Source organism: Pseudomonas sp. GW821-FHT01A09 (genome assembly GCF_058986725.1).
This window is the reverse complement of sequence record NZ_JBYSWB010000032.1, coordinates 14654-30419: the sequence shown is the minus strand read 5'-3', so window position 1 is coordinate 30419 and position 15766 is coordinate 14654. Positions and strand designations below refer to the sequence as shown.

Here is a 15766-nt window from a genome sequence, read left to right as displayed (position 1 = left end):
CACTTGTGCCTCTTTAAAGCAGTTCTGGCAGGCTGATCAGGAAATGGCGCTCGACCCCCTCACCATGTTGACTATCACCATCGCCCTCGCAGCCGCCGCGGCGTTGTATCTGGCGGTGGAGTGGCGCAGCGTCCGTGAGTCTTCGTTACTGTTCTGGAGCGCCGGCTTCGCCATCATCAGCATTGGCTCGATCCTGGCACTGCTGCGCATCAGCGGACTGTTGCTGATCGGCATCTGGTTCGCCAACGGCCTGCTGGTCACGGCTCACTGGTTGTTTCTGCTGGGCGTGGCGCGCTTTACCCAGGCGCGTCTGGCGCGGGCCTGGTACCTGATCTTCGCGCTCTGGCTGGCCATGCTGCTGTTGCCGGGCGGGCCGCTGTGGTCCAAGACCATGCTGCTGGTCAACTCCTCGCTGGTGGCGCTGTTGATGCTGCGGGCCAGCTTTCTCTTGCGCCCCCACGGCAAGTCGCTGAGCGTGGGCGCGGTGCAATTGCGCTATGTGCTGCTGTTCCATGGGCTGTTCTACGCGGTCAAGGCCATGACCGCGCTGATGCCGAGCGCCTTGCTCGATCTCGCTACCTTCAGCGGCCAGATCATCAAGATCTCTTTGGTCGAAGGGGTAATGGCGATCATGCTCATCGCGCTGTCGATGACCGGCACCGAGCGTTATCGGCGCGAGCGGCATATCGCCCGGCTGGCGGCTCGTGATCCCTTGACCACGCTGTACAACCGCCGCGCCCTCGAAGTCCGGGCACCGCGGGTGTTCGCCGAAGTGTCGCCGGGCCGTCCGGGGGCGTTGCTGTTGATCGATATCGATAATTTCAAGCTGGTCAACGACCTGTACGGCCACCCCGCCGGCGACCGCCTGCTGGTCGAGCTGAGCGAAATGATCCGCTTGCTGCTGCCCGAGCGGGCGCTGGCGGCACGACTGGGCGGTGACGAGTTCGTGCTGCTGCTCGGCAATGCCTCGCTGGAGCGCGTCGTCGATCTGGGTGGGGCGTTGCGCGAGCGCTTCCAGCAGACCGCCGCGCAGACGTTCGCGACGCCCGCGGCAGTGACCCTGAGCATCGGCGTCAGCCTGTTCGACCAGCCGCCCGCCAGCCTTGCGGCCCTGATCGAGCAAGGCGACGCCGCGCTTTATGAATCCAAGCGTGGCGGGCGCAACAGTATTCGTCTGGTCGATCGGACGGTGACGGGCGGGGAGTCGCCAGGCGCTCCCGTCAGCGAGTGATCGCGCGGTGGTATTCGCTCATCAGCGTCGCCACCAGTTCCCCCGCTGGCAGCGCTCTGGCCAACGGCGCGCCTTGCCCGGCCCATTCGGCGGCGAAGTCATTGCTGCCTTGGCGGCTGGCCAGGGCGTGCAGCGCCTTGCCAGCGTCGTAGGCGAGCGGGTATTCGGCATGCAGCGGCGCGGTATTGGCGCCGGGTTGATCCAGATATAACCGATTGGCCAAACCCCGTGCCGGACGGCCGGAGACGCTACTGGTGATGCGCGTGTCGGCTGCCCGTGCGCTGCCCAATGCGGCCCGATGCGCAGCGGTGGCGCAGGATTCGGGGCTGAGAATGAAGGCTGTGCCCATTTGCACCGCACTGGCGCCCAATTGCAATGCTGCGGCGATGCCGGTGCCGTCCATGATGCCGCCGGCGGCGATGATCGGGCGCTGGATGTGGGTCGCGAGCAGCCGCAACAGGGTGAACAGCCCCAATTGCGCGTCCTTGCCGGGCGCGTCATCGAATACCCCGCGATGGCCGCCCGCTTCGACGCCTTGGGCGACGATGGCATCGATACCGGCATCGGCGAGGACCTGAGCCTCCTGCAGCGTCGTCGCGCAGCCAAGGGTGAAGATGCCCGCCGCCTGCAACTGGCTGATCCAATCCGCAGGGGGTGCTCCGAAATGGAAGCTCACTACCCCAGGGCGTTCTTCGATCAGCATCTGCAGCATGGCGCTGTCGGCCAGGAAAGAGGTGTAGATCTCCCTCAGGCTTGCCGGGGCTTGGCCCCCGAGCTCTTCGAACAACGGCCCCAGATGGGCCAGCCAGGCCGCGTTACGCGCTTCGTCGAAGCGTGCCGGCGCGTGGCAGAACAGATTGACGTTGAACGGTCGCTCGGTCAGCGCGCGGGTCTTGTGGATCAGCGCTCGCCCTTGCTCGGCGGTGCTCGCGCCGAGGCCGATGGAGCCCAGGCCGCCGGCGTTGGATACCGCCGCCGCCAACTCGGGAGTGGAAACGCCGACCATCGGCGCCTGGATGATCGGGTGATCGATGTGCAATTGCTGCAGCAGGCGGGTGGTACTCATTGCAGGGTCCCTTTTTTCTGGCTGTGGCATCAGTCTACTGAATTTGCCAACCTCGCGCGGGCGTGCATTTGACAGCCTGGGGCAAACGGCGGACATTGCCCTGACGTAATCACGTTACGTGCATAAGGATAAAAAGAATCCATGAAGGTTCTAGGTTTGCAGTTGATCCACGGTGATTTCCTGGCTCGCAGTGTGCGGGGCATCCCCTGCGCGCCGCCCGCGGATCGGTAGATACAGGACGTTTGCTACTTTCATTCTGCATACCGGACGTCAACCATGACCGATCTCTACGAAAACCCCATGGGCCTCATGGGCTTTGAATTCATCGAATTCGCCTCACCCACCGCCGACACCCTCGAGCCAGTCCTGGCGATCATGGGCTTCAGCAAAGTCGCCCACCATCGCTCCAAACAGGTAACGCTCTATCGCCAGGGCGCGATCAATATCATCGTCAACCACGAACCCAACAGCCCGGCCTCGTACTTTGCCGCCGAACACGGGCCGTCGGTCTGTGGCATGGCCTTTCGCGTGCGCAACGCTCATCTGGCCTACAAACGCGCCCTGGAGTTGGGGGCGCAGCCCGTCGAGATCGCCACCGGGCCCATGGAACTGCGCTTGCCTGCCATTCGCGGCATTGGCGGCGCGCCGTTGTACCTGATCGACCGTTTCGGCGAAGGCACCTCGATCTACGACATCGATTTCGAATTCATCGAAGGCGTCGACCGGCATCCACCTGGGGCCGGCCTGAAGCTTATCGATCACCTGACTCACAACGTCTATCGCGGGCGCATGGCCTACTGGGCGAATTTCTACGAGACCCTGTTCAACTTCCGCGAGATCCGCTACTTCGACATCAAGGGTGAATACACCGGCCTGACGTCCAAAGCCATGACCGCCCCCGACGGCATGATCCGCATTCCGTTGAACGAGGAGTCGTCCAAGGGAGCCGGGCAGATCGAGGAGTTCCTCATGCAGTTCAACGGCGAGGGGATCCAGCATGTGGCCTTCATCACCGATGACCTGATCAAGACCTGGGACGCGCTCAAGGCCCTGGGCATGCGCTTCATGACCGCGCCGCCCGCCACTTACTACGAGATGCTCCAGGAGCGGCTACCCGACCACGGCGAGCCGCAGGATCAATTGCAATCGAGGGGAATCCTGCTCGATGGCACCTCCCGGGACGGCAGCCGCCGCTTGTTGTTGCAGATATTTTCCGAGACGCTCATGGGGCCGGTGTTCTTCGAATTCATTCAGCGCAAAGGCGATGACGGCTTCGGCGAAGGCAATTTCAAGGCACTGTTCGAGTCCATCGAGCGTGACCAGGTCCGTCGCGGGGTATTGGCGGCCGAGTGAGGCTTTTCGCTGAGCGTGCAAACGGTGCTGCGATTCGCGCAGCACCGTCTACCCACGCTTGTTCTGATTCGCCTGCTGCACCAGCCAGTCGCGAAACACCCTCACGTGCTGCTTCTGATATTTACGCTCCGGCGTCACCGCCCAGTAAGACTCTCCCGAGCGTACCGGGCTGCCGAACGGCGTATGCAGTTCGCCGCTGCGCAGCTCGCGTTCGACGTAGTGCAGCGGCACCACCGCCAACCCCAGGCCGCTGGCCGCCGCGCTGATGAGCATTTCACTCTGGGCAAAACGCACGCCTTGAATCACGCCGTCATTGTTCAACCCCGACGCCCGCAACCATTGCAACCATAGGCTCGGTCGGCTGGCGTTCTGCAGGGTGGGCATTTGCGCGAAATCCAGGCGATCACGTTTTTCGCCCAGCGCGATGAGCTTGGGCGAGGCCACCACTACCAGTTCTTCGGCGAACAGCTCCTGGGCCCTGGCTTCATGCCAGGCGCCGGTGCCGCGCATGATCGCGATGTCGAACCGGCAAGTCTTGAAGTCGACCGCGGCGGCCAGTGGATTGACCTCCACAGGCACCTCAGGGGCCGACCGCACGAAGTGCGCCAGGCGTGGCGCCAGCCAGCGCGAAACGAAGGTGGGGTTGGCCTCGATCATCAGCGAGGCATCGGTCTTGCGCCCCCGTACCAGGTCGATGGAGGCCTCTTCGAGCTTGTTGAGGGTGTGCACCACGTCGCTTAAATACTTGCTGCCGGCATCGGTGATCACCAGGCGCGAGCCGGCGCGCTCGAACAGGCGCAGGCCGAGAAATACTTCCAGATTGGTGATCTGGCGGCTGATGCCGCTCTGGGTCACCAGCAAGTCTTCCGCCGCCCGGGTGAAGCTCAAATGCCGGGCGGCCGCCTCGAAGGCCTGCAGCGCAGCGAGGGAGGGCAGGAATCGGCGCATGAACATTATTCCTCGATAATCGGCATCATGATTTTTAGTCATGACGAACCCAGTTTTCAAGTCTTCAGTTCAAGCAATTTTTATGTCATCAATAGGGGCCATAGAGCCTCGCTCATGGTTCAAGCCCCGTTTCGAGAGGCGCCCGTATGTTTTTTCGCCTGCCAATAAAAGTTGTGTGATGGACAACCAGACAAACACCTGAAAACGGCTCACGGGGAAGACGGTTACATGATTACACGCAGAACATTCAGCAAGCTCTTTGGCGCCACCGTGATCGGCACCTGCACCGGGCTCGCGTCATTTGGCGCCAGCGCTGCGGCCGGCAGCTCGCTGGAACGGATCAAGGCCTCGGGGGTGCTGCGCATCGGCGCCATTCCCGATGGCGCGCCTTACTACCAGAAGAGTCTGACCGGCGGCCCGTGGCGCGGCTTCTATATCGACATCTGCCAGCAACTGGCGGATGACCTGGGCATCAAGCTATCGATCGTGGAGACCACCTGGGGCAACTCGGTGCTGGATCTGCAGACCGAGAAGTCCGATGTGTTCTTCGGCCTCAACCCCACCCCGGAACGCCAAAAAGTCATCGACTTTTCCGGGCCGGTGTTCAAGAACTCGTTCACCTTCATCGCCAGAAAATCCGTCACCGCCAAGACCTGGGACGACTTCAACAACGCCGACATGCGTATCGGTGTCGATGCGGGCTCGTCCCATGACTCGGCGGTCACCCGTCTGGCGCCGAACGCCACCGTGTCCAGGCTCAAGACCGCCAGCGATGCCACGGCCGCGCTGCAGTCGGGCCGGGTCGACGCGCAGTGCCTGGTGATGGTTCTGGCACTGGCGCTGCGGGCCAAGAACCCGTCCATCGGCGAACTGATCGTGCCCACGCCGGTGAGCTTCACCACCTCCAACGCTGGTTTTCGGCGCGAAGAAGACACCAGCTGGCGCGACTTCGTCGACCACTGGATCACCGAGCACCGGGACAACGGCTTCATCAAGGCCGCGATCATGCGCAACATGGAACTGGTCGGCGTCACCCAGAAAAATTTTCCCAGCGGGTTCGAGATCTGACGCTCACGCGGCAGTGCCGCACAAACCTGTTGGTTGATCTGAGGTGTCTACATGTACACGTGGGATTTCTCCGTCCTCTGGGAATACCGCTGGCTGTTCCTGCAAGGCCTTGGCCTGACGGTCTCGTTCACGGTGGCCATCGTCATCGGCGGCCTGGCACTGGGGATGCTGGCCGCCATGGGGTTGCTGTCCCGTTGGCGCCTGGTGCGCACCGTGGCACTGATATTTACCGAGGTCTTTCGCTGCACGCCGGTGCTGGTGCAACTGATCTGGTTCTATTACGCGCTGCCGATTCTGGCCGGTATCGAAATGACCCCGATCACCGCCTCGGTGGTGGCGCTGTCCTGTTACGGCGGCGCGTTCTACGGTGAGATCATCCGTGGCGGCATCGTTTCCATCGACCCCGGCCAGCAAGAGGCGGGCACGGCACTGGGCATGACCTCGGCGATGATCATGCGCCGGATCATCCTGCCCCAGGCGCTACGACGCATGGTGCCGGCGCTGATGAACCAATCGATCATGCAATTCAAGAACACCTCGTTGGTGTCGGTGCTGGCCGTGCCGGACCTGGTCTATCAAGGCCAGATGGTTGCCCACGACAGCTTCCGTCCGCTGGAAACCTACACCGCGGTGGCCGTGGCCTACTTCGTGATCCTGTTCCCGTTGACCTTGATCGTGCGTTACCGCGAGAAGAAATAGAGCGATGGAGTCTTGAGCATGGAAATTGAAAGGATCGAGCGATTGCGCGTCTTCCTGATCGAAAGCCCGATCAAGATGGCGCGCCTGCAAGGCGTCGGTAACGTCAAGGGCAGCGTCAAGCGCGTGCTGGTGGAGCTGACCTCCACCTCGGGCATCGTCGGCTGGGGCGAGGCTGCGCCTTGGGAGGTGTTCACCGGCACCGCCGAAGGCGCCTTCGCCGCCATCGATGTGTACCTGCGCAGCCTGGTCATCGGCGCGCCCATCCGCGCGATCCGCGCCACCACACTGGCAATGGATGTGGCCCTGGTAGGCCATGGCGAAGCCAAGCTGGCGATCGAGACGGCGATGTTCGACATCCTCGGCAAGTCCTCCGGGCTGTCGGTCGCCGATCTGCTGGGCGGGCGGGTACGCGACAGTATCGCCCTGTCGTTTTCCATCGCCGATCCTGATTTCGACGCCGATCTGCAGCGCATGCGCGAGATGGTCCCGGCGGGCAATCGCATCTTCAAGGTCAAGACCGGGGTCAAGTCCCACGCCGAGGACATGGCCCATCTGGAGGCGATGCGCGGCGAATTCGGCGACGCCATCGATCTGCGGCTCGACTACAACCAGGCGCTGGAGCCATTCGGCGCGATCAAGACCCTGCGCGATGTCGACCGCTTCCGCCCGACCTTCATCGAGCAGCCGGTGCCGCGCAATTGCCTCGCGGCCATGGCCTCGTTCGCCGATGCCCTCGACACACCGATCCTCGCTGACGAGAGCTGCTTCGATGCCCGCGATCTGCTGGAGATCATTCGTCTCGGCGCCGCCGATGCCATCTCGGTCAAGCTGATGAAGGCCGGCGGCATGCTCAAGGCCCAAGGGCTGATGGCGATCGCCGACACCGCCCATATCCCCGGTTATGGCGGCACGCTGTGGGAGGGGGGCGTAGCGCTGGCCGCGGGGACCCAGTTCATCGCCGCCACGCCGGGCATGTCGCTGGGCTGCGAGTTCTACATGCCCCATCACGTGCTGACCGAAGACGTGCTCGAGACGCGCATCCCCAATCGTGACGGTGCGGTGATCGTACCGACCGGGCCAGGCCTGGGAATTTCGGTCAGCGAGGCTTCGTTGCGCGGCAACTCGCGGGTATTGGCCGAACGATGAGTACTCCAGCGGCTATCAATGACCGCCCAGGCACCCGCCACATCGTCGTCATCGGCGGCGGCATCGTCGGCGCCTGCTGCGCCCTGGCGCTGATCGAGGACGGCCATCGGGTGACGATCCTCGAGCCGGGCGAGCCCGGTGGCCAACAGGCCGCCAGTTACGGCAACGGTGCGTTCCTGAGCCCGGCCTCGATCATCCCGATGTCGATGCCCGGGCTGTGGAAGAAGGTCCCGGGCTATCTGCTCGATCCCAAGGGGCCGTTCACCATACGTTGGCGTCATCTGCCGCGTCTGACGCCTTGGCTGATGCGTTTTCTCCAGGCCGGGGCGACGCCCACCAAGGCCACTCGCACGGCGCGGGTGCTGGCCAGCCTGCTGAGTGATGCAGCCACTCGGCATCTGGCGCTGGCGGCGGCCAGCGGCGTTACCGAACTGATTCGTCAGGACGGCTTGCTGTATGTCTATCCGGACCGCGCGGCGTTCGAGCGCGAAGCCTTCGCCTGGCAACTGCGCCGCGACAACGGCATCCTCTGGCGCGAGCTGGAAGGGTCGCACTTACATGCTTTCGAGCCAAGTCTGAGCCAGCGCTACAGCTTTGCCGTGCTGTTGCCGAGCGGCGGCCACTGCCTGGACCCAGGTGCCTATGTGCAAGGGCTGGTGCGCAGGGTCATCGCCTTGGGTGGTGAGTGGGTAAGGGCGCGTGCCGAAGGTTTCGAGGTGGTCGATGGCCGCTTGCGCGGTGTGCTCACCGATCAGGGGAGGGTCCCGTGCGAGGGGGCGGTGATTGCCGCCGGCATCCATTCCAAAGTGCTCGCCGGCCAGGTAGGGGACGCTGTGATACTGGAGAGCGAGCGCGGTTATCACGTTGAAATCGCCAACCCTGCCGTCGGCCCGCGGATTCCCGTCATGCCTTCGGACGGCAAGATGGCCAACACCATGACCCACGGCGGCCTGCGGGCTTCAGGCCAGGTCGAACTGGCCAGCGTCGAATCGCCACCGGACTGGGCGCGTGCGGACATCCTGCTGCATCAGTTGCTCAAGACCTATCCGGGGCTGGGCGACGAACCGGGCCGCCTGCGTATCTCGCGCTGGCAGGGCAATCGTCCGTCCACGCCCGATGGCCTGCCGATCATCGCCCAGGCCACTGCCACAGCGGATGTGGTGCATGCCTTTGGCCATGGCCATGTCGGCCTGGCCTCGGCGCCGATGACGGGGCTGATAGTGGCGAGCCTGTTCGCCGGCAGGGTGCCACCTATGGATATCGCGCCATTCGTGGCGACGCGATTCAGCTGAGACTTCCATCAACGAGATCCGCTCGATGACCCGGTAGCCTTTCCGAGCCAGCCCCGCTACCGGCCAACGACGCGCAGTGCAATAGGGAAATGCGCACCTATGTTTCATCGCCGGCTTTCATGAATCAATCCGCCGACTCGACCACAGATGAGCCGGTACGATGGATTTTCATTTTTTTCCTGAAGGCACACGCCACGACGATGCGCAGGGCAGCGCAGCGATTCCCAGATTCCACAGCAGCACGCTGGATGTGCCGCGCGATCAGCGCCTGCAGACCTGGCGACGAACGATCGAGGCATTGTTCGAGGCGAACGCCACCGAGGCAGACGCGTTTTCAGCCTGCCTCACGGTCTACCACTTCAACCGTTTTCTGCTGTGCCGCGCTCGCCTCGATGGTGCCCGCTACTACCGTGACAGTGTGCGGCTGGGCTGGTGCGACCTCGACCACTACCTGTTGCACCTGCCGTTGCAACGCGGGCTGGTGGCCGGCAACGGCCTGCGGGTGCGCCCCTTGGACATGGTGATGCTCGATCTGGCGCAGCCGGCCGACTTCCGCACCACGGCCAGCGATGGCGTGAGCCTGCTGATTCCACGTATGGCGCTGTCACCGTTACTGCAGGACGCCGGACAATTGCATGGCCTGGTGTTGCGCCGCGACACGGCCGCCGGTGAGTTTCTGTCTGCGTTGCTGATGTCGCTGGCCACTGCGGCGCCACGGTTGGCCATGAACGAGGCGCTCAGGCTGACCCGGCCAATCCTCGGGCTGGTGGCGGCCTGCTTCGCCCAGACGGCTGCTCGCCAGGCGCCAGCACCCTCGAGCCTGCACGTCAGCCTCGGCCGCCGGGTGCGGCTTTATATCGAACAGAATCTGCACCGTGAAGACCTCGCCCCGGTGATGCTGGCCAAGGAGCTGGGGGTGTCGCGCAGCCAACTCTATCGGGCCTTCGAACAACTGGGCGGCGTGTGTCACTACCTGCGCCAAAGGCGGCTGCGTCGCTGCTTGCTGGCCCTCTGCGACGTCAGCAACAGCGGGCGGCATATCGTCGATCTGGCCTGTGAACACGGATTTGCCGACGAAGCGCACTTCAGCCGCCTGTTTCGCAAGGCCTTCGGGCTGTCTCCGCGTGCGGCCCGCAGCGCCATGCAGCGCGGTGATCCGTCGGTGTTTTCGAGCTTGATGAGCAAGCCGGGCAACCGTTGCCCGTTCGCCCATTGGGTGCGCGAGCTGACCAGCTGTTGAGGGCTGCCGATCCGGGACGCGTGTACAAGTTTGCGGGACGCACGTCCAAGCCGGCGTATCGGCCTGGGATTAATCTGTGCGCATCAGACGACAAGGAGTGTCACCCGTGGCGAATCAATCCCTTCACCTGCTCATCCAGAGTATCGCCGGCGCGGTCGCCGAAGCGCAGGACAAGATCCAGCGCTTTCAGGTATCCACCGTGCGCCAGTACTTCGATGCCGACAATCGGCCGGTCAGCATCGACGTCAGGCTGCCTTCGCCGTCACCCGATGCCTGTGTGGGAGAGGAGCGTCTGGTGCGGGTGCCCCTGCTGTCGCTGATCGGGCCACGATTGCTGGCTGTGAAAGACATGGAGATTTCGTTCGAGGTTGGCCTGAGCGTCGAGCCCGGCGGCGCGGCTGTCAAGGCGTCGGCGCGGCCCGTGGCCGAGGGTGCTGCGCACAATTGCAACGGCACCTGGCCAACTGTGACGTACACGCCTTTGAACGTCGATCTTGGCGTTCGTCGTAATGGGGAAGGCGGGCCACTGGCGCACGTCACCCTCAGAGTCGAAACCTTGCCTTGTTCCGAAGGCATGGCGCGGCTGATGCAAAACCTGGATCAATTGATATGAATAGCATGGAGAGGCTTTATGACTGATTTTTCAATGGGTGACCAATTCCGTGGTCTGCCGATGGGCGACCTGATCGGCGCTCCGCTGACGGCCGCTTGCGATGCGCAGGTGCGCCTGGCCAATGCCACGGCGGATTTCATCAAGGTGGTGGGGTTCCTGCCGCCGGCATCCGATGGCCAGGACCCGAGCGGGGTGGGCGGGGTGCGCAACGTGATGTTCCGCTTCGACCGGCCTTCCCAGAGTCTTCCGGCCGTTGCCGGCGAACATCCGATGGAGACGGTAGAAATGGAGGTGCCACTGCTTGCGGTGGTCAAGGTACCGAACCTGTCGATCAACAAGGTCGATGTAAGTTTCGACATGGAGGTCAAGAACGCCGTGCAATCGCGGGACGCGACCGATTACGCGGCGGCGCTGGCGGCCGAAGCGAATGTCGGCTGGGGGCCTTTTAGCGCCAAGGTGAGCATTTCCGGTTCGATTTCTTCGCACAAGGAAAACACCCGATCCACTGATCAGTCCGCCAAGTATCACGTGCAGGTGCATGCCGCCGACAACGGTATGCCCGAAGGGCTGGCGCGGGTGATGGGCATGATCGCTCAATCGGTGGCACCACGGACCATCACCCAGGTGACGGCGTAATCACGTTCACTCACCTGACCGCCGGCGCCGGACGGTATCGCGCTGGCGGTCAGGTGCCCACCAGGAAGGAGACACGCAATGTTCGATTTGACGGATGCAGGCTACGTAAGACGCATCGTGGTCGGGAGCACCGATCCCGAGCAGCTGAACTCGCAGGCGCAGGTGGAAAGCCAGCTCGCCTTGCTCAATCGCTGCCTGAGCGATACGCCGCGGGGACACATCATCGGTATCGAGAAGAATTTTTCGCTGCTCAACATCGGTGAGCATCAGGTGGTTCTGCAGGCGCAGATCTACCATGTCGGATTTGCCCGCAAGCCGTACTGGCTGACCGACGATGGCGGGCAGTCCTGATGATGGCTCTGGAGGATCTGGCCCGGGCGCTGGGTAGCGAGCTGGACCAGGCGCAACGCAGCTGCGGGCACCTGTGGCCCGGTACCCGGGTGGTGGAGATGGCGGTGGAGATGGCGGCGACCGTGGAGTGCATCGGCGCCTCCGGGGGCTTGGCGCTCAGGGTGGGACGGGCGCCGCGCCGCAGGCAGCGGGTGCATCGGCTGCGTATCGAGGTGCCAGGCAGCGATGACCAGGCCATCACCGTGCGTCTGGACGGCGATCCGTTCGGACACTACGCGCGCTCTGGCCCTCACCATGGGCACTGACCGCTCGGTGCTGCTGGTACTCTCGGCCGAGCAAGGCAATCAGTTGCGCAGGCTTGCGGGTACGCCTGCGCCGTGTACGCGGCGTCGATCGACAGTACGCCTGAAGGCCTTGCTGTGGGTCCTGGTGGTGCTCGGGCTGGTAGCGGATCTGCCAGCGATTTTTATCCAATGGGCGGCCAATGTGCCCATTCCATGAACGGCAATACGACTGACAAGGATCGTCAACATGAGACTCATCACTTCTGCGCTGATCGGCGTTGTGTCATTGGCGACGTTATTCTCGGCGTCGGCGGTCGCCGACAATTTTCGCGGCATTCTGGATGACAAAGGGCGTCCGGTCCCGGTCGTCCTCGTGCTGCACCCTGACGCAGAGGCTGGCGCCAGTGCCGGGTACATCCGCTTCGAGGGGGCCTGGGCCTGCGGCTTCGATCTTGAAGTCGCCCAAGTGGCTGCGCAACGACGTACCTACTTCCTCAAGGGGGCCGGGGCAGGTCGTTGCACGCTGCTGACGTCCGGCTATCTGTATAGCCAGCCGGCGGACCAAGGACTGGCCATCCGCTTGTCCGACAGTGAAAACCGTATGCCCGCGCTTTACCGAATGAAGGTGCAACCGACGGGCTCCTGACGACGCCCAGGGGAAGGGGCGGCCGGCGCCTTGAACGGCACCGGCCGCCTCGCAGACGGCACGGCACCGAGCAGCGGTGCCCCACCCTGACGATCAGTGCTGGGTGACTTGCCCCAGATCATCGCCGGAGGTGTGCTTCATGTCGCTGGTGCGCAGCTTGGCCACGTCCGCCGCGCTGACCGGTGCACCCTGGTTGCCCCAGCTGCCGCGGATGAAACTCACCACATCGGCGACTTCCTGATCGCTCAAGCGCCAGGCGAACGCCGGCATGGTGAAGGTCGAAGGCGCCGTGTGCGTCGCCTGCAAGGTGCCGCCGGCCAGCACCACATGGATCAGCGAAGTCGGATCGCTGCTCTGCAGCACCGGGTTGCCCGCCAATGCCGGGAAGACCCGGGTATAGCCATGGCCATCGGTACGGTGGCAGGCCGCGCAGTTGTCGATGTACACCGAGGCGCCGCGCTGGCTGTCGTCACCTTTCCACAGGGCGTCGGCCACCTGCTTGTCGTAGACCTGCGGCTTGTCGTTCGGGTCGCTGGCCGGGAGGGTCTTGAGGTAGCGGGCGATGGCGGTCAGGTCGGCGTCGCTCATGTACTGCATGCTGTGCTCGACCACGTCGCTCATGCCGCCGAACACAGCGGTCCTGTCGCTGCGGCCGGTCTTGAGGAACTGCACCAGGTCGTTCTCGCTCCAGCTGCCCAGGCCATCCTTGTGGTCACCGCGCAGGCTCTTGGCGATCCAGCCTTCGAGCGGCGCGCTGCCGGCCAGAAACTGGCTGCCGTCGGCGGGGTTGAGGGCTTTTTCCTGCATGGTGATCGCCCGCGGCGTGTGGCAGGCGCCACAGTGGCCAAGGCCTTCGACCAGGTAGGCGCCGCGGCTGACCACCGGGTCGCTGCCGGCAGGTGCCGGGGTGGGCTGGACCTTGGGCGCGAACAGACCGCGCCAGATCGCCAGCGGCCAGCGCATGCTCAGCGGCCAGGGGATGTCGGTGTCCTTGTTCGCTTGCACCACCGGCTCGACGCCGTGCATGAAGTAGGCATACAGCGCCTTCATGTCGTCGTCGCTGACGCTGGCGTAGGAGGGGAAGGGCATGGCCGGGTACAGGGTGCTGCCGCTCTTGCCGATGCCATGGCGCACGGCCTGGTCGAAGTCGTCGAAGCTGTAGCTACCAATGCCGCTGGCATCCGGGGTGATGTTGGTGGAGTACACGGTACCGATCGGCGTCTCCATGCCCAGGCCGCCGGCGAACGGCTTGCCGCCCTTGGCGGTGTGGCAGGCCACGCAGTCACCGGCGCGGGCCAGGTATTCACCTTGCTTGACCAGCGGGTCGCTGCTCTCGGCCGCCAGCAAAGGCAGGCTGGCGCTGAACAGCAGGGAGGCGATAAACAGGTTCTTCATGGTCATCGCTCCTTATGCCTGCACCAGCGGGCCGGGGTTTTTCAGGTACTGCTCACGGATCGCCCGCGCCGACCAGTAGGTCAGCGCCGCCACCAGCCCGGTGGGGTTGTAGCCCAGGCCCTGCGGGAATGCCGAGGCGCCAGGGACGAACACGTTGTGCACGTCCCAGCACTGCAGATAGCGGTTGAGGGCGCTGGTCTTAGGGTCGGTGCCCATGATCGCGCCGCCGTTGAGGTGAGTGGTCTGGTAGGACGCGGTGTTGAAGTGCTCCTTGACCTTCTTGCCCAGCAGGGCGATGGACTTGGGGTTCATGGCCTGGGCGACCTTGCTGAGTTTGTCGACCATGAACTGGTTCATCTTGATGTCGTTTTCCTGCCAGTCGAAGGTCATGCGCAGCAGCGGCTGGCCGTAGGCGTCACGGTAGGTCGGGTCCAGGTCGAGGTAGTTGGCGCGGTACGACTGGTGCGCACCGTGGGCGTCCATCGATACCTGGTGGGTGTAGTACTCGGCGGTGGTTTTCTTCCAGGCGCTGCCCCAGGCCGGGGTGCCTGGCGGGTTGGACGTACCGGCGATCGGCCGACTGCCGGCCTGGTTGACCCACATCGGCGAGCCGCCGACGAAGCCATGGGGCCCGTGGTCGAAGTTGTCGGCGTTGTAGTCGTCGATGGCCACGCCGTTGCCGCCCGCGCCGATGAAGTTGTTGGTGTGGGTGTCCTTGTCGAAGAACGCCTTCACGGTGCCCATGTTCTGATAGGCGAAGTTACGCCCGACCACGCCTTCGTTGGTGATCGGATCGTAAGGCTTGCCGATGCCGGACAGCAGCATCAGGCGCACGTTGTTGAACTGGAACGCGCCGAGGATCACCAGGTCCGCAGGCTGCTCGACTTCGCGGCCCTGGGCGTCGATGTAGGTGACGCCGGTGGCCTTGCTCCTGGTGCTGTCGAGGTTGACGCGCAGCACGTGGGCGTTGGTGCGCAGCTCGAAGTTGGGCAGTGGGCGCAGCGCCGGCAGGATATTCACGTTGGGCGACGCCTTGGAGTACATGTAGCAGACGTAGCCGCTGCAGAATCCGCAGAAGTTGCACGGCCCCATCTGCGCGCCGTAGGGATTGGTGTAAGGCCCCGAAGTGTTCGCCGAGGGCAGGTTGTATGGCTTGAGGCCGATGTCCGCAGCGGCTTTCTGGAACAGCTGCGCCGAGTAGGTGTTTTTCTGCGAGACCAGCGGGAAGTGATTCGAGCGATCAGGCGCATAGGGGTTGCCGCCTTTGCCTTCGCCGACCAGTTGGCCTTTGACGGTCCAGGCCTGGCCCGAGGTGCCGAAGACTTTTTCGGCATAGTCGAAGAACGGCTCGAGCTCTTCGTAGCTGACGCCGAAGTCCTGGATGGTCATGCCTTCGGGGATGAATTTCTTGCCGTAGCGTTCTTCGTAGTGGCTGCGCATGCGCAACTCGATCGGGTCGACCCGAAAGTGCACGCCGGACCAGTGCAGGCCGGCGCCGCCGACGCCTTTGCCGGGCAGGAAGGCGCCCAGTTGGCGGTTGGGCAGGGCCACGTCATTGACGGTGTGGCGCACGGTGACGGTCTCTTTGGACACGTCGACGAACAGCTTCTTGCGCACGCTGTAGGTCAGCTCGTCGATGACCTGCGGGTAGTTGCCATCGGGGTAGGTGTCCTGCATCGGGCCGCGCTCCAGCGCTACCACGTTGAGACCCGCCTCGGTGAGTTCCTTGGCCATGATGGCGCCGGTCCAGCCGAAACCGACGATCACTGCATCGACTTTTTTCAATACGGTCGCCATG

General features: G+C 63.8%; 17 protein-coding genes. 13 read left to right on the top strand and 4 right to left on the bottom strand.

Features of this window, described 5'->3' with window-relative positions; all coding sequences use genetic code 11:
- Positions 1-43: 43 nt before the first annotated feature.
- Complete coding sequence (locus AC3WJP_RS25655; RefSeq protein ID WP_493723825.1) at positions 44-1231, top strand: GGDEF domain-containing protein; 1188 nt, start codon at positions 44-46, stop codon at positions 1229-1231.
- Here the strand turns inward: AC3WJP_RS25655 and AC3WJP_RS25650 are convergent.
- Positions 1221-2297: an NAD(P)H-dependent flavin oxidoreductase gene (locus AC3WJP_RS25650; RefSeq protein WP_493723826.1), complete on the bottom strand. Its 1077-nt coding sequence runs from the start codon at positions 2295-2297 to the stop codon at positions 1221-1223. The two genes, AC3WJP_RS25655 and AC3WJP_RS25650, sit on opposite strands and share 11 nt — an antisense overlap.
- Before the next feature lie 276 nt (positions 2298-2573).
- Here AC3WJP_RS25650 and hppD point away from each other — a divergent pair, with 276 nt between their 5' ends.
- Entirely contained in the window at positions 2574-3650 is a 1077-nt protein-coding gene (hppD, locus tag AC3WJP_RS25645; protein WP_493723827.1) for a 4-hydroxyphenylpyruvate dioxygenase, read from the top strand.
- Between the two features lie 48 nt (positions 3651-3698).
- Here the strand turns inward: hppD and AC3WJP_RS25640 are convergent, their stop codons facing one another.
- The gene (locus AC3WJP_RS25640) at positions 3699-4598 is read right to left on the bottom strand and encodes a LysR substrate-binding domain-containing protein (RefSeq protein ID WP_493723828.1); all 900 of its coding nucleotides are present in this window, start codon (positions 4596-4598) and stop codon (positions 3699-3701) included.
- A gap of 228 nt (positions 4599-4826) precedes the next feature.
- On the opposite strand from AC3WJP_RS25640, the gene AC3WJP_RS25635 reads away from it, so the two are divergent.
- From AC3WJP_RS25635 to AC3WJP_RS25585, 11 genes are all read left to right on the top strand, one after another.
- On the top strand, positions 4827-5666 hold the full coding sequence (locus AC3WJP_RS25635) for a transporter substrate-binding domain-containing protein (protein ID WP_493723829.1): 840 nt from the start codon (positions 4827-4829) through the stop codon (positions 5664-5666).
- Positions 5667-5717: 51 nt separating this feature from the next.
- The gene (locus tag AC3WJP_RS25630) at positions 5718-6365 is read left to right on the top strand and encodes an amino acid ABC transporter permease (protein ID WP_493723830.1); all 648 of its coding nucleotides are present in this window, start codon (positions 5718-5720) and stop codon (positions 6363-6365) included.
- Positions 6366-6383: 18 nt separating this feature from the next.
- On the top strand, positions 6384-7511 hold the full coding sequence (locus AC3WJP_RS25625) for an enolase C-terminal domain-like protein (protein ID WP_493723831.1): 1128 nt from the start codon (positions 6384-6386) through the stop codon (positions 7509-7511).
- A complete protein-coding gene (locus AC3WJP_RS25620) occupies positions 7508-8803 on the top strand; it encodes an NAD(P)/FAD-dependent oxidoreductase (protein ID WP_493723832.1) in 1296 nt (431 codons plus the stop codon). The genes AC3WJP_RS25625 and AC3WJP_RS25620 overlap by 4 nt, the downstream gene beginning before the upstream one ends.
- A gap of 160 nt (positions 8804-8963) precedes the next feature.
- On the top strand, positions 8964-10043 hold the full coding sequence (locus AC3WJP_RS25615) for a helix-turn-helix domain-containing protein (RefSeq protein WP_493723833.1): 1080 nt from the start codon (positions 8964-8966) through the stop codon (positions 10041-10043).
- A gap of 106 nt (positions 10044-10149) precedes the next feature.
- A complete protein-coding gene (locus AC3WJP_RS25610) occupies positions 10150-10656 on the top strand; it encodes a DUF2589 domain-containing protein (RefSeq protein ID WP_493723834.1) in 507 nt (168 codons plus the stop codon).
- A gap of 18 nt (positions 10657-10674) precedes the next feature.
- Positions 10675-11292, top strand: a complete 618-nt coding sequence (locus AC3WJP_RS25605; protein WP_493723835.1) for a DUF2589 domain-containing protein — start codon at positions 10675-10677, stop codon at positions 11290-11292.
- Positions 11293-11370: 78 nt separating this feature from the next.
- A complete protein-coding gene (locus tag AC3WJP_RS25600; RefSeq protein ID WP_493723836.1) occupies positions 11371-11643 on the top strand; it encodes a hypothetical protein in 273 nt (90 codons plus the stop codon).
- The gene (locus tag AC3WJP_RS25595; RefSeq protein WP_493723837.1) at positions 11643-11948 is read left to right on the top strand and encodes a hypothetical protein; all 306 of its coding nucleotides are present in this window, start codon (positions 11643-11645) and stop codon (positions 11946-11948) included. The genes AC3WJP_RS25600 and AC3WJP_RS25595 overlap by 1 nt, the downstream gene beginning before the upstream one ends.
- The gene (locus AC3WJP_RS25590) at positions 11938-12144 is read left to right on the top strand and encodes a hypothetical protein (protein ID WP_493723838.1); all 207 of its coding nucleotides are present in this window, start codon (positions 11938-11940) and stop codon (positions 12142-12144) included. The genes AC3WJP_RS25595 and AC3WJP_RS25590 overlap by 11 nt, the downstream gene beginning before the upstream one ends.
- 30 nt (positions 12145-12174) lie before the next feature.
- Positions 12175-12573 (top strand): hypothetical protein, encoded by a 399-nt coding sequence (locus tag AC3WJP_RS25585; protein WP_493723839.1) that lies wholly within the window; start codon positions 12175-12177, stop codon positions 12571-12573.
- Between the two features lie 93 nt (positions 12574-12666).
- Here the strand turns inward: AC3WJP_RS25585 and AC3WJP_RS25580 are convergent, their stop codons facing one another.
- Together AC3WJP_RS25580 and AC3WJP_RS25575 are read right to left on the bottom strand one after the other, a co-directional pair.
- Positions 12667-13968 carry a c-type cytochrome gene (locus tag AC3WJP_RS25580; RefSeq protein ID WP_493723840.1) on the bottom strand — a complete coding sequence of 434 codons (1302 nt, stop codon included), beginning with the start codon at positions 13966-13968 and terminating at the stop codon, positions 12667-12669.
- Positions 13969-13980: 12 nt separating this feature from the next.
- The gene (locus AC3WJP_RS25575; protein ID WP_493723852.1) at positions 13981-15765 is read right to left on the bottom strand and encodes a GMC family oxidoreductase; all 1785 of its coding nucleotides are present in this window, start codon (positions 15763-15765) and stop codon (positions 13981-13983) included.
- Position 15766 lies beyond the last annotated feature (1 nt).

Bases quoted from the DNA above. Each gene is read 5' to 3' on its own strand.
- AC3WJP_RS25655 (WP_493723825.1), top strand. From the start codon at position 44: ATGGCGCTCGACCCCCTCACCATGTTGACTATCACCATCGCCCTCGCA.
- AC3WJP_RS25650 (WP_493723826.1), bottom strand. From the start codon at position 2,297: ATGAGTACCACCCGCCTGCTGCAGCAATTGCACATCGATCACCCGATC.
- hppD (WP_493723827.1), top strand. From the start codon at position 2,574: ATGACCGATCTCTACGAAAACCCCATGGGCCTCATGGGCTTTGAATTC.
- AC3WJP_RS25640 (WP_493723828.1), bottom strand. From the start codon at position 4,598: ATGCGCCGATTCCTGCCCTCCCTCGCTGCGCTGCAGGCCTTCGAGGCG.
- AC3WJP_RS25635 (WP_493723829.1), top strand. From the start codon at position 4,827: ATGATTACACGCAGAACATTCAGCAAGCTCTTTGGCGCCACCGTGATC.
- AC3WJP_RS25630 (WP_493723830.1), top strand. From the start codon at position 5,718: ATGTACACGTGGGATTTCTCCGTCCTCTGGGAATACCGCTGGCTGTTC.
- AC3WJP_RS25625 (WP_493723831.1), top strand. From the start codon at position 6,384: ATGGAAATTGAAAGGATCGAGCGATTGCGCGTCTTCCTGATCGAAAGC.
- AC3WJP_RS25620 (WP_493723832.1), top strand. From the start codon at position 7,508: ATGAGTACTCCAGCGGCTATCAATGACCGCCCAGGCACCCGCCACATC.
- AC3WJP_RS25615 (WP_493723833.1), top strand. From the start codon at position 8,964: ATGGATTTTCATTTTTTTCCTGAAGGCACACGCCACGACGATGCGCAG.
- AC3WJP_RS25605 (WP_493723835.1), top strand. From the start codon at position 10,675: ATGACTGATTTTTCAATGGGTGACCAATTCCGTGGTCTGCCGATGGGC.
- AC3WJP_RS25600 (WP_493723836.1), top strand. From the start codon at position 11,371: ATGTTCGATTTGACGGATGCAGGCTACGTAAGACGCATCGTGGTCGGG.
- AC3WJP_RS25595 (WP_493723837.1), top strand. From the start codon at position 11,643: ATGATGGCTCTGGAGGATCTGGCCCGGGCGCTGGGTAGCGAGCTGGAC.
- AC3WJP_RS25590 (WP_493723838.1), top strand. From the start codon at position 11,938: ATGGGCACTGACCGCTCGGTGCTGCTGGTACTCTCGGCCGAGCAAGGC.
- AC3WJP_RS25585 (WP_493723839.1), top strand. From the start codon at position 12,175: ATGAGACTCATCACTTCTGCGCTGATCGGCGTTGTGTCATTGGCGACG.
- AC3WJP_RS25580 (WP_493723840.1), bottom strand. From the start codon at position 13,968: ATGAAGAACCTGTTTATCGCCTCCCTGCTGTTCAGCGCCAGCCTGCCT.
- AC3WJP_RS25575 (WP_493723852.1), bottom strand. From the start codon at position 15,765: ATGGCGACCGTATTGAAAAAAGTCGATGCAGTGATCGTCGGTTTCGGC.